Origin of the sequence: Vibrio bivalvicida, assembly GCF_001399455.2 — a bacterium.
GTDB lineage: Bacteria > Pseudomonadota > Gammaproteobacteria > Enterobacterales > Vibrionaceae > Vibrio > Vibrio bivalvicida.
On record NZ_LLEI02000091.1, the window covers coordinates 115209 to 128380 of the forward strand.

Genomic DNA, 13172 nt, shown 5'->3' on the forward strand with positions numbered 1-13172 from the left:
TAGTAGCAGAATGGTGACTTGATTATGCTAATATCTGCCCCAATTTATCAGTACAAATAGGCTCATACCGCCATCTGAGCCCAAGCAGAGATTGAGCCAATCTCTCCTTACACTTAAACATTAAGAGAATTGTCATGACGTTCGATTTACAAATGATCCCTCAAACGTTCGATATGCTTCACGCAGGCCTTGCTGCTTCAAGTGTATTGCTGCTACTTATCGCGGTTTCTCGCAAATCTACAGTGATTGAGAAAGTGGTAGAGAAACCAGTTGAGAAAATCGTTGAAGTAGAAAAACCAGTCGAAAAGATCATTGAAGTAGAAAAAGTGGTCGAAGTTGAAAAAGTCATCGAAAGAGTGGTTGAAGTTGAATCAAAGCTGGCAACTGCATCTACCGATTCCGCAATGCAATTTCTGTCGATCATGCAGCAAGAAGCTCGCCTTGTTGATTTCCTGAAGGAAGACCTGACTACCTTCTCTGATGAAGAAGTTGGCGCAGCTGCTCGCGTTATCCACACTGGTGGTAAAAAGGTACTGAGTGACTACGTAACGCTAGAGCATATTCGCAATGAAGACGAAGAAACTCGTATCACAATTGAAGATGGTTTTAACCCACAACAAGTTCGCCTTACAGGCAACGTTACAGGTAACGCACCATTCAATGGCACACTGGTTCACAAAGGTTGGAAAGCGAGCGCGATGGACTTACCTAAACTCGCTGAAAACTACGATGCATCTATCATTGCTCCTGCTGAGGTTGAGCTATAATGGAACATCAAAATAACCAACAGCAACACACCGAATCCAATGCACCAAAGTTCAGTGTCGGTATCGACTTAGGTACTACTCACTGCGTGTTGTCCTATGTCGACACTCACGTTGAAGATGCCCGTGTTGAAGTGATGGCGGTTCCTCAGTTGACTGCACCAGGTACGGTTGAAACTCGTAGCCAGTTAGGCTCGTTCCTATACCAACCACACGAACACGAGATGAACCCTGCATCACGAGTGTTGCCTTGGTCATCTGAACCAACGGCTTTGGTGGGTGCTATTGCTCGCAACCTTGGTGCCAAAACACCAATTCGCTTAATTGCCAGTGCTAAATCTTGGTTATGTCATGGTGGCGTAAATCGTCGTGATGCGTTTCTTCCTGCTGGTAGCCCTGAAGAAGTTGAGAAGGTGTCACCACTACGTACCACTGAACTTTATTTAGAGCACCTAAAGCAAGCTTGGGATCATACCAACCCAAATAACCCGTTAGCCGATCAAGACGTTACTATTACTGTTCCTGCATCGTTCGATCCTGCCGCACGCGATCTAACCGCTGAAGCTGCGCGTAATGTGGGCTTTGTTCACCTAACGCTACTTGAAGAGCCACAAGCTGCACTCTACAACTGGATTGATAATAGTAACGACAAATGGCGCGATGAAGTCTCTATTGGCGATATTGTTCTTGTTGTCGATATCGGAGGGGGTACAACTGACCTTTCTCTTGTTGAGGTGACGGAAGAAGAAGGTAACCTAACGCTGAATCGTATCGCTGTCGGTGAACACATTCTACTGGGTGGCGACAATATGGACCTTGCGCTGGCTTATCGTCTCAAGATGAAGCTAGCTCAAGAAGGCAAAGAGCTTCAGCCTTGGCAAGTTCAGGCAATGACTCATGCATGTCGTGATGCAAAAGAAGCCCTACTAAACGATAGTGAGCTTCAATCAGTGCCTATCGTTGTACCTAGCCGTGGTTCTAAGCTACTAGGTGCGACGCTTAAAACAGAACTAACTCAGCAAGAAGTACAGCAGACACTTGTTGATGGATTCTTCCCTAAAGTTGCTGTTAGCGAGCATCCCGTTCAGCGTAACCGTGGCGCACTGACTCAAATGGGCCTACCTTACGCGCAAGACGCAGGTATTACTCGCCATATTGCTGCTTTCTTGACTAAACAAGCCAACGCACTTTCTGGTTCTGAAATTGAACAAGAGTACAACCCATTTGCCAATATGCCAGGCATGCCAAGTGGTGAAACCGCTCAATCTTGTGACTTCATCAAACCGACTGCGATTTTGTTTAACGGTGGCGTCCTAAAATCTACGCTTCTTGCTAATCGTCTCGAAGAAACGCTCAACGAATGGTTGATTGATGCAGATAGCGAAATGGCGAAGCGTTTGACTGGTGTTGACCTCGATCTGGCAGTGGCTAGCGGAGCTTCATACTACGGCAGCGTTCGCCGAGGAGAAGGCGTTCGAATTCGCGGTGGTGTCGCGTCTAGCTATTATGTAGGTATTGAAAGCGCTATGCCAGCAATTCCAGGGATGGCTCCACCGATGGAAGCACTGTGTGTGGCTCCATTTGGCATGGAAGAAGGATCCAGCGCTGATGTTCCAAGCCAAGAGTTTGGGCTTATCATTGGTCAACCGGTTAACTTCCAGTTCTTTGGTTCTACCGTTCGTCGTGACGACATCGCTGGTACTCACCTAGACCATTGGGCTCCTGAAGAGCTAGACGAACTGCCTGAGATTCAAGTCACGCTGCCTGTCTCTGAAGGGCGCCGTGAAGGTGAAGTCGTTCCGGTGACTCTTGCCTCACGCGTCACTGAACTCGGTACTTTGTATCTTGAAGCTATCGCTGCTGACAATGGGCAGAAGTGGCATGTTGAATTTGATGTCCGCGAAGACGCAAGCTCGAACTCAGAACAAGCATAACGATTAACGGCACCTCTGGGTGCCGTTGTTTTAAGTTGTCCGCAAATAAGGTTATCTATGGCATCTCCTCGATTCTTAGTCGGTATTGATTTAGGTACAACCAACACGGTTGTCGCATTCTGTGAAATCACCGACGACCTACAAAACTCTGCCGTTTCCCTATTTGAAATAGACCAGTTAATTGGCCCGGGTGAAGTCGTGCGCAAGCCATTGCTACCCTCTTTCCGTTATCACCCAGCGGCAGGTCAAGTCTCCCCATCAGACTTAACACTGCCATGGGATAATGAACCTGTCTTGGGTGACATTAGCCAAGTGATTGTTGGCGAATGGGCGCGAGAGCTCGGTGCCAAAGTGGAAGGTCGGCAAGTTTCTAGTGCCAAAAGCTGGCTCTCGCACCAAGCGGTGGATCGAAGCTCCGACATTTTGCCTTGGGCAGGAGCAACGGATGTCGATAAAGTCTCGCCTGTTATCGCCAGCGCAAGCTACCTGAACCACATTCGACTTGCTTGGAACTATCGCAATCCAAGCAATAAACTCGAAGACCAAGAAGTGGTGGTGACGGTTCCTGCTTCATTCGACGAAACAGCGCGCAAACTTACCCTTGAAGCCGCGCAGCTCGTAGGATTAAATAAAATTGTGCTTCTCGAAGAGCCACAAGCGGTTTGCTACGACTGGTATGCGCGCCACCAGCAAAGTGCAGCAGAAGAGCTAAAAGACCTTCCGTTAATTCTTGTCTGTGATATCGGTGGTGGTACAACTGATTTAAGTTTGATTGAAGCTAAGTTCGATCAAGGTGAGCTCTCTTTGGATCGCATCGGCGTTGGTGATCACTTAATGCTCGGTGGTGATAATCTCGACCTTGCTTTAGCACATCTGTCAGAGCAGCGCTTCAATCAAAGTAAAAAGCTCAATGCAGCTAGCTTAACCAAACTGATTCAGCAAACGCGCAAGGCAAAAGAAAATCTACTTTCTAGCAACGCGCCTGAAGAAGTAAAGATCACTATGCTCGGCAGCGGTTCAAAACTTCTTGGCGGGACGAAGAGTATCGGCCTTTCAAAGCAAGAAGTTCATCAAATTGCTCTAGATGGATTCTTCCCATTGTCTGATTTTACTGACACCCCAGATAAAAGACGCAGTGCTGTCGTTGAGTTCGGTCTGCCTTACGTCGCCGATCCTGCGGTCAGTAAGCATGTTGCAGAGTTTTTGAGCCAACATCAGCAAGTTTCAATGGCAGCGCTCAAGCAAGACGACCCCTACAAACCCGCTATCCCTGCAGGCATCCTGCTCAACGGTGGTGTGTTCAATAGTGACCTTGTCACTCAGCGTGTTACCCAATTGCTTGGCAACTGGCGTGGTGACGATGTCACGGTGCTCGATAACCCTCATCCGGATTGGTCAGTCGCACTTGGCGCTGTCGCTTTTAGTAAGGCTCGCCGAGGTGCGCAACTTAAAATCGGTGGTGGCGCAGCACGTTCTTACTTCTTACATCTTCAAGAAAAGAACAAAATGGGCAAGGCACTCTGTTTGCTATCAAAAGGGACCGAGGAAGGGCACGAGATTAGACTTAGTGGTCGCCGATTCTCATTAACCTTGGGCGAACCTGTTCGTTTTAACCTTCTAACAACGACACACGACACGCTGTCCAACAACACAGCCATTCAAAATGGCGTCATGGTTGATATTGACCCAGACCTATTCGCGCCGCTACCCCCTTACATCTCGACACTGGAAGGTGAAGGAATCGAGCTGCAAGCCAACCAGAAAGAGCGAGTTGAAGTTCAGCTCGCCTGTCAGCTAACCGAAGTCGGCACGCTGAAAATGGAGTGTGTCCATGTCGAAGACGACACAAAGCGTTGGGAATTAGAATTCGAAGTTCGTAACCAACAAGCAGAAGAGCAAGTTGAAGAGAGTCTTCACCCTCGCCTGCCCGAATGTCAAGAGCTGATTTCTCGTATCTACAGTGGCAATAAGAAAAGCGCGGATTCTAAAGAAATCAAAACCCTTGCCAAAGATCTCGAACGGAAACTGGGTAAACGTGATGAGTGGGATTTTTCTACTTTACGTCAGCTGTTTGATGTTTTTGCACTCGGACGCAAACGTCGTCGTCGCTCTGAACCGCACGAAAAGAACTGGTTACGTTTGGCTGGCTTCTCGCTGCGTCCTGGTTTTGGCGATGCTACTGATTCATGGCGTATCGAGCAAGTTTGGGGGCTCTACCAACAGGGGATTCAGTTTAAAAATCATCAAGGTTGGACCGACTGGTGGGTCTTCTGGCGCCGAATTGCTGGGGGACTAAGTCAAGAACAGCAAGAGAGCATCCTTGCCGATATTGCTAAGTATCTTCACCCTGGTGCGATGAAAAACCCTCAGTCAGCCAAAGCGGCGCAAGATATGGGTTACGAATCTATGGTCAGACTTGCCGCCTCATTGGAGCATCTTGAAATAGAAGATAAGGTACTTCTCGCTTCTTGGTGTATAAGTAAAGCCATTAACCATAACCAGTTCGAACAAGCACATTGGTGGGCGTTAGGTAGGCTTGCTTCACGTACTCCACTGTATGGCAGTCAGCACAGCGTGATCCCTCGTGAACAAGCAGAACAATGGCTACCTAAATTACTCGAGCAAAACTGGCAAAAAGAACCAATGATTGCTTTTGCCGCGGTCATGATCTGTCGAAAAACAGGTGATCGTCTGTTTGATATTTCTGATGACTATAGAAAACAAGTTCTCGCTAAGCTAAAACAAAGCAAGGTGCCTGAATCCTGGGTTAGCTTGGTAGAAGAGGTGAAAGAGCTATCAGAAAGCGAATCTAAGCGCGTATTTGGCGACGCTCTGCCTAGTGGGTTGACTCTTGTAAATCATTAATGGCTGAAATGCATTATAACCCTAAGACAAAAAAGCCCTTCTCATCGAAGGGCATCTTTTTAGTGTAAACAAAGCATGTAGACGTGGGTTAAGCCATCATCTCTTCCGTAATTCCCACCCTTAACAGCGCAGCTTTCTCAAAAGCAGTCAGCTCAGAAAGGTCGCTAATCATTGGTGCATCAGCAAAGCGAGTATCGGTCGGCTCACCTAACTTTTCCTTTAGAGCAGTAATCAATCCTTCGATAACATTGCCATAGCGCATCGCACTAGAGATCAGCACCGGATATTCCTGTGCATCATCAGAAACTGGTACTTTTTCGGCAACTAAGCCCATAATGCCCCTCAGATTCTGACCAAAATCGCCTTCTAATTGAGCTAAAGCCTGCTTAAGATCGCTTTGCGACATGCCATCAAAGCTTGATTTCATCAACTCTCTGTCAAACTTAGCGTGAGCGTTGGCGTCAATAGTGTCTTCCTGCTTATCCGCTGTTTTTGCGTGCCACTGAGAAGCTGACATATCAATAAAGCCCTGAACACCTTGCATTACGGTTCCTACATTTGACCGACTATGATTTAACGAGTCTACAATTGAGCCTAGTTCGCCAGTATATGATGCTTCTTGGTTTGAAACTGTTGAAAGTGCCAGCTCCCGGATCATGGCTAAGTCGCCTTTATTAAGAACGTCCTGTTGTATCATACTAAAGGTGACTGTCCCGTCGGCGATTGCATCTTGCAGTGCATTAATCGATTCACTAGACAATGTTGGGGTTGTACTTGGTGCTACTCTCGTAGCTAGGAAGCTAACTGCATCCAATGCAGTTTTAACACTGCTATCTTTAGCAGAGCGGCCACCTCCAATCCCAAAATCGTTATCCGCTTCATAACGAGATTCAACTGAATTCGCGGGCTTCTCTTCACTTGCCGAAGCAGTCTGCTGAGGCTGTAAATAATCAATCAATTCACCTTTCAGCTTGCTGATTTGCACGGAGAGTTGATTGATCTTGTCGCTAGCTGCTTGTAGTTCCTCAGATGAGGCATCGTTCAAAAACGTTGCAGCATCTTTAGCCTCGCCACTGCCTGTTGTCGCCCACTGCTGGAAAGGCTGGCCACCCACCGTATCGCTTAATATATTGATTGCCGCCGATTTCTGGGCTTCTGTACCGAACAGTTTGATTGTCTGAAGTGCTGTAACTGTTGAGCGCAGAGCACCATTGTTTGTCGCAAGCTCTCTATGTTGCTGCTTCAGTGATTCTCCATCAAGGCTCGATAAAGTATCCAACTGAGTTAGACCATTTAGAGACTCTTTTAGGGCTACCTTACCCATTTCTTCACGAGATAGCTGCTGTGTTTGACCTGTCGGAGTCATACTTGAGACAGGCTTATCTTTTGCTGTAAACAACCCCTTAATGGCGTTTGCCGCATTGCTCAACCAACTAATTACTTTGTCTTTTAGCGACGTTCTCGGGCTACTCTCGGTCCTTTCTGCTAACTGCTGAGCATCTTTTGGTGTTGCAATTGAAGTGACTGGTTTATCACCAAGTGCGCCAGCCTGAGTTGACAGCTCTGTCTGATGATTGGAAATACTGGCAACCTGTGTTGCGCTAGAGTGAGTTGCGTTTAAATGAGTCATACTGCTTTTCTTTATTGTTTAACACATGGAGCAGTTTAGGATCTAGCAGCAGGAGAAAATATCAGGATCAGTCGGAAATATATAACTGACAAATACCAGTCAGCTATCTCATTCACTCACACCAAACAATATAAAAACTTCCTGCCGATACTGATAGTTGGGCCAGACGCTTTTTGTTGTACTGCCGTCAGATTTTCAGACCAACATAAGAGTAACGAATGAGTCAACAATACACTCAGGCAATTGAAATACTATGTCAGGAGTTAAACCTGACACTTTCAGGTAACATTGATACCGTTGTCAGCTTTAAGGTAGGAGAGCAGGAATGCCACATTACAGAACACCCTTCCGGACGGTTACTTATGTTCAGCAATCTTGGTGAGTTAACCTCTGACAATGCGAAATCGCTGCTCGAGATTGGTATGTTCAGCCAAGAAGAGAAAAAGCCTGTCATTGGCTTTGATAGCAACAGCAATAACGTGATCCTCTGGAACCATCAATCTCTGGTACAGGCTGACCGTCATAGCCTCTATCAGCAACTTGAGGTTCTTAGCCAATATTTCGATCAAGTGCAAAGTGACTTACAAGAGTTGGCTGAACCAGAAGCCAAAGAGAAGTCTAATTTTAGCCCAGCTGCATTCCGAGTGTAATCGTCGTTCACTAACAAAGAACCATTAGGAATCTAAGCAAAGTCACTCTGGCTTTGCTTTTTTTTTGTACATAACCAATAAGAAAATTTACAAAAAAAGGCGCCACAATGTAGCGCCTTGAGGTTAGAACGATTTTAAGTTAAACCGTTGGAGCCGAAGCCCGCCATGCCTGGTTTTCGCTGTCAGAGATTGAGCGGAACATATCACGCAGCTCTTTCAGCATGCCATCCTGAAAACCAATATTTTCATCGGCTTTCTGTTTGGCTGCCTGAGCACGGGTCGCCTGGATCTCATCTTCCTTACCACGAGCCTGAGCTTCAGTCTGCTTCTGATTACCGACAGAGTTTGCCATCTGGCCCAGAGCCTGAAGTACGGCATTTAAGCCCTGGTTCTTGCTCATCTGCTTATCGAATTTACGACCCTGCCTGGTGGTGTCTGCCTTAATGTCATCCATGCCGCGACGCATCGCATTGGCTTCCTTATGCATCTCACCACGCTTGGCTTTTGCTCCGGTAAAACCTTTGGTGTCCTTAATCTCAGCCATTTTGGAATCAAGGTTCGCCTGCTGGTTTTTAAACGCTTTATTACCTGCAGATTCATTGTTGATTCGCTTACCTGCTTTAACCGTACCCACCGCACCCATAATAGCCGTAAAACCTGCCATAATGCCCGAGACAATGGCCATCGCCATCAGGGCTTTCGCCGAGTTGTTAAGCTCTGCCGCCTGACTCTTCAGACTGGAAACATTAGCTTCAACTGCAATTTGACGTTGAGTGACCTGCTGCTGACGGCTCAGCTTGGATACCTGATACAGAAGAGTCAGCAGAGTCAGCGCCTGAGACACAGACTCAGACTTAGCATCAGCTTTCTCGCCGCTGATGGCTTTGTTCATGGTCTCCATCATCAGGTTCAGCGTAGGTGCCAGCACATCCATCAACTTTGCAACCGTACCTGCCTGGCTTCCGGCTGCCGGCGCTTGTGGTCCTTCCAGCTGGTAGTGCTGCGGACCGCTTGCGCGTTTTTCGCCCATTGCTTTAAGCTCAGCCGCCTCTGTTCTGGTCGGTGCCGGCTTCTCTTTGTCAGCGACTTTAAAGTCACCACCCAGGCCATACAGTTCAGCCGGGTTTCTGTTTGTTACTTTTTCTACCATATTTGCCCCTTACACCGTCGCAGGACGGTTAAGTACTGTTTGCATGGTTTCGCCTTTGGCCTGGATCATCTGCATGATCTGTTCCATCAGCTCCTGGAATCCCTGCATGATCTTCTCAACCTCTTCTTTGAGCTTGTCTATCACCGCCTGACTCAGGGTCATCTTGGCCCTCATATCGGTCAGCTCAGACTGAATCTCAGTGACTTCCTGCTGTTTCAGTCCATTCGCCATGTCTGTGAAACCTTTGCCCACATTTACCGTCAGATCGACTGTTTCCGCACCAAGACGAGCTGCTTTCGCCGTTGTAGACGCCGCTTTAGCCCCAGTTTCAAAGGTCGTTTTCATCAGATTTGCCACATCTTTAGCCTTACCAGAAACCTGCTTCAGCACCACTTTCGCAGCCTCTCCAGCCGCCTTCTGACCTAGCTTAACACCCAGTTTAGCTGCCTGTTCACCAGCTTTCGAAGCCAACTTAGCAATACCACTGGCAGCAGCACCACCAAAGGTAACAATCGCGCCAATTACCGCAACGGCAATTTCCAGTGCCATTACGACCTTGTTCAGCACATCAACATTAACGCCCATCTCTTTCAGGGCATCCTGTACCGCTGGCTCCTGGAGCGCCATACTGACTGCCCCCATGACACCACCGGCGATCATCAGAGCACCCGCCGCCGCGCCAACGCCGGTCGCTACCATAATCGCACCAACAACAATCGAAACGACTGCGCTGATCCAGCCAAAGATCTTCGCCGCCAAACCCGACTTCTGAGCTTCTTTAGCTGCAGCTTCAGATTCTTTGATCTTCTCCTGGTTCTCCGCCATCTCCTGCTTATGCTTGGCTTTAGCTACCTTCACCTCATCGATTTTGAGGTTACTTTGCGCAGTCTTCAGCTTCTCAGTCATCGCAGCCAGCTCGACTTCAAAGTCATCACCTGAGCCAGAGATGATCTTCACCGCCAGAGGAGCGATCGCTTCTGCAAAAGCTGAGTGAATTCCGGAGAAGCTACTGGCAAATGCTCCAATCAACTTCTGAAGCTGCGCCATTTCCTGCATGGTCTTCTCTGTCACTACATCACTCACAACCGGATTTGGCGCATCCAGTTGTACCGGCACTTTACCGGTATTGAGCATGTCAGACGCTTTGCTTTGAACATTTTCTACCGTAACAGCTGGCTGTCCGGTACCTTTTTGCTGGGTTTTCTCCAGCGTATTTTCATCAGGGCTCTGGGTATAAACCTGGCCCTGGGCGCGGTCAAGTGCAATAGAACTCATATTCTAGTTACTCCTTTTATTTCTCACCGCTTCCAACATGATGTCTGCACGTTTATGCAGGTCTGCATAGTTTAATTCCCCGGCAGACATCTCCTTTGCACTATAGAACCCGCTTTCCGCTTCGGTCAGTTGCTCGAGCTTTAAGTGACACTCAGCCGAATGGAAAGGCGGACGCGGATCATTAATATCCACCAGTGCTGCATAACTGTAGGCGTCAATCGCCTCCAGATATTCACCCAGTTCCTGACGAGCCGCTCCCAGACCGATAAAGAAACGGGCCTGGTAATGATCCAGCATGCTCAGCAGTTGAAATACTTTCGCTGCCTGTCCTATTTTTCCAGACTGGAAAAAGTTATAGCCCACTGCGTAGATATGCTCGATGGTGTCAGCAGACACATCGTGCAGCATTTTCAGGGTACCGCCTTCTTCTAGGAAGGACATCAGCTCTTCAGCCTGCATTTCTGATGGATCGATTGTTGCGTTTTCTTTGGTCATGGTCTCTATCCTTAAATGGCTCGTAGGATTTGTTCTAAAATGCTGTGGTATTTCTGAACGAACTTATTTATCGCTTCAACAGTAGAGTTGTACTGCGAGCTGGTGTCGTTCAGTTCTGTGGTTTTAATCTGGACTTCATCATTAAGTAATTTTGATTTATCACTGATGGAGCTGGAAAAGTTCGATAGCTTTTTCACCTTTTCGCCATCCTGATAAGGTGTGCCTGCAGCATCAACACCTTCATATTTTAAGAACATCAAATGCGTTACTTTGACTTCGCTGCGACGAGCCCCCGAAATACTATTCACTGTAACGTCATCCCGATATTCCGGTTTGATGTATTTATCTACATATTCCCTGGTGCAATGAAACCGGGTTTTTCCGGAATGACCTTGTGCCCAGGACACTTCATCCATACTAATCAGACCTGCCCTTCTGTCTTCATGTAACTTATTCCAGTCGATCCAGGTATTATTTATATCCTGCCATTCGCCGCTTATGGCAACTGTATTTTCTGACAAGTATACCTTGGTCAGATGTTTGAACTCCGGTGAGTTATAGAACTCTTCGTCTGTGCTGTAGTTAAAGTCTTCACGACTAAATGTGTAATCTTTAGGGTTATAACTTTGACCATAAGTGCCACTGCCACTCTGCTTGGTGTGTATCAGAGACTGCACTTCACCATATATTTTCAGTCTACCGGTATAAGACTGAAGTTCTGCCTTTTGACTGTCCCGCTTTTCCAGACGGTTAACGCGGCGCTCGTTCAGGGAAAACAGAACCTGCTCGTCAAACCGGTTTGCTATGCTGGCGTCAACGACGGACAGCAGGTCACGGGCAGTCATTGAATGCCCGGCATTGATCTCTTTCCTGGCAAGCTCTTCCGAGGTAACTCTTCGAAGACGGGCAGTCAGCGTATTCAGGTTGTCCACCATAGCTGCGTAACGGTCTTTAAACGCTGGCTCGACAGGTTCCCCGCGCATCATCTTTTCAAACAAGTCGCGAATATCGCGCTCCACATGATCTTTAACACCTGTAACCTGATCAGCATTTATCTGAGTTTTCTGATCGCTATGGATTTCGTCGTCGTTATAAAAAACGTCGATCCGTGAATGAGTTAGGCTGACCGCTATATTGGCAAAAAAATCTGACAGGGATTCTGCTTTACTATCCGTTTTTCCAAGCCGGGTCACTTCTGCATCGATAACCGCTTTAAGCCTGGTGGAAGCATTTGCTTCATAAGCTGTATCAAACTGCCCCTTAAGCTGAGTCACCATCTTTTTAACAGCTGTCTCCAGCTGTGTTTCGGACATACCCGGTGTCCACTTGATTTTCGCGGCGATCTTATCGGCATCATCCTTACTGAGAGTGACACCAGCATCCTTAAACTGTTTAACCAGTTGCTCAGATACTTTTTGAGAGAACCTGTCCGCTTTCAGCAAAAACTCTGAATCTTTTATCTCTGATAAAGTAAGGCTTCGGTTAGCCAGACTGCCAAATGCAGAGCGCAGAAAAGGGAGAGAATCATTACGTATCCGGAGGTCGCTGTTTAAGTGGTCCTTTAACTGGGTTATGAAAGTACTGACCTCACCAGTTTTGATTTGCAGATCTGCTGCGGTCAGGCCGCCAATCTGGTCCGCCTGACTGACCGTCGAGCCCAACACAAGCTTAAACTGACTGACAACACCAGTTGGCAAGAATGAGTCCAGCTGGCTGGTCAGTTGCTTACTGAACCAGTCCTGAAACTGGTTCGACAAAACCTGGTTAGACTGATCAAGCGGATCGCTGCTGGTAACCCTGCTCATGCCCTGCAGTGAATTAACCCACTGAGTCAGTGCGCTGCCTGTATTACCTGAAACTGCAGCCTGTTTATCGGCTAGGTTCTTAACGGCTGCGGCGTACAGGGTCGCGGTTTCTTCCGGCGTTTTTCCCTTAATTGGGGGAAGCCGGCCAATAAATGGCTGCACTAAAGCAAACTGTTCGCCGGAAAGCTGGCCTTTTAATTCACTCTCAAAATTTACCGAGGTTTTCGGCGCTTCATTGCTCTGTGCATCGGTTGAAGCACCGGTATTAGAACCCGTAATTTTTAACATATCTGTCATATCAAAAAACCTTAAATCACCATTCCGCGCATCATGGCCGGACGTTTTCTTCTTTTGCCTTTTTCACCCGGCGCCTGAACAGCGTTCAACTGCTGACGCCTGCGCATCACCTCTTCTACCAGTTCCTGCTCTGCATTTTTCATGGTTTGTGGAGAGGCATTGATCCTTCCCAGCAGGATTTCACCGGCTACTGGCCCGACCCCAAGCCCTTCCAACAGTTCGTTAAATACATCACTACGATCTCCAGCACTTTGGATCGCTAGTTCGGCTTGGTCTATCGTGTCGGTAAAGGGTTGTTTCATCTTGT

Annotated in this window: 10 protein-coding genes; 4 read left to right on the forward strand and 6 right to left on the reverse strand. The window is 47.5% G+C overall.

Annotated features, from left to right (window positions below; translation table 11 throughout):
• Window positions 1–134: 134 nt before the first annotated feature.
• From APB76_RS22125 to APB76_RS22135, 3 genes are read left to right on the forward strand one after another with little or no spacing between them, the layout of a single operon-like run.
• The gene (locus tag APB76_RS22125; protein WP_049845024.1) at window positions 135–767 is read left to right on the forward strand and encodes a DUF2760 domain-containing protein; all 633 of its coding nucleotides are present in this window, start codon (window positions 135–137) and stop codon (window positions 765–767) included.
• A complete protein-coding gene (locus APB76_RS22130; RefSeq protein ID WP_054962575.1) occupies window positions 767–2698 on the forward strand; it encodes an Hsp70 family protein in 1932 nt (643 codons plus the stop codon). Before APB76_RS22125 ends, APB76_RS22130 begins: the two co-directional genes overlap by 1 nt.
• Before the next feature lie 57 nt (window positions 2699–2755).
• Window positions 2756–5563, forward strand: coding sequence for an Hsp70 family protein (locus APB76_RS22135; protein WP_054962576.1), 2808 nt, complete (start codon window positions 2756–2758; stop codon window positions 5561–5563).
• 88 nt (window positions 5564–5651) lie between these two features.
• Here the strand turns inward: APB76_RS22135 and APB76_RS22140 are convergent, their stop codons facing one another.
• The gene (locus tag APB76_RS22140) at window positions 5652–7193 is read right to left on the reverse strand and encodes a hypothetical protein (RefSeq protein ID WP_054962577.1); all 1542 of its coding nucleotides are present in this window, start codon (window positions 7191–7193) and stop codon (window positions 5652–5654) included.
• Window positions 7194–7411: 218 nt separating this feature from the next.
• Here APB76_RS22140 and APB76_RS22145 point away from each other — a divergent pair, with 218 nt between their 5' ends.
• The gene (locus tag APB76_RS22145) at window positions 7412–7843 is read left to right on the forward strand and encodes a CesT family type III secretion system chaperone (RefSeq protein WP_054962578.1); all 432 of its coding nucleotides are present in this window, start codon (window positions 7412–7414) and stop codon (window positions 7841–7843) included.
• Between the two features lie 139 nt (window positions 7844–7982).
• Here APB76_RS22145 and vopD read toward each other — a convergent pair whose 3' ends face one another.
• Genes vopD through APB76_RS22170 form a run of 5 tightly spaced genes read right to left on the reverse strand, consistent with a single transcriptional unit; the run spans window position 7983 to window position 13167 of the window.
• A complete protein-coding gene (vopD, locus tag APB76_RS22150; protein ID WP_054962579.1) occupies window positions 7983–8993 on the reverse strand; it encodes a type III secretion system translocon subunit VopD in 1011 nt (336 codons plus the stop codon).
• Window positions 8994–9002: 9 nt separating this feature from the next.
• Complete coding sequence (gene sctE, locus APB76_RS22155; protein WP_054962580.1) at window positions 9003–10268, reverse strand: type III secretion system translocon subunit SctE; 1266 nt, start codon at window positions 10266–10268, stop codon at window positions 9003–9005.
• A 3-nt stretch (window positions 10269–10271) separates the two neighbouring features.
• Window positions 10272–10763, reverse strand: a complete 492-nt coding sequence (locus APB76_RS22160; RefSeq protein WP_054962581.1) for a SycD/LcrH family type III secretion system chaperone — start codon at window positions 10761–10763, stop codon at window positions 10272–10274.
• Between the two features lie 11 nt (window positions 10764–10774).
• On the reverse strand, window positions 10775–12865 hold the full coding sequence (locus tag APB76_RS23510; protein WP_054962582.1) for a virulence-associated V antigen: 2091 nt from the start codon (window positions 12863–12865) through the stop codon (window positions 10775–10777).
• 11 nt (window positions 12866–12876) lie between these two features.
• Window positions 12877–13167, reverse strand: a complete 291-nt coding sequence (locus APB76_RS22170; RefSeq protein WP_054962583.1) for an LcrG family type III secretion system chaperone — start codon at window positions 13165–13167, stop codon at window positions 12877–12879.
• Window positions 13168–13172: the final 5 nt, after the last annotated feature.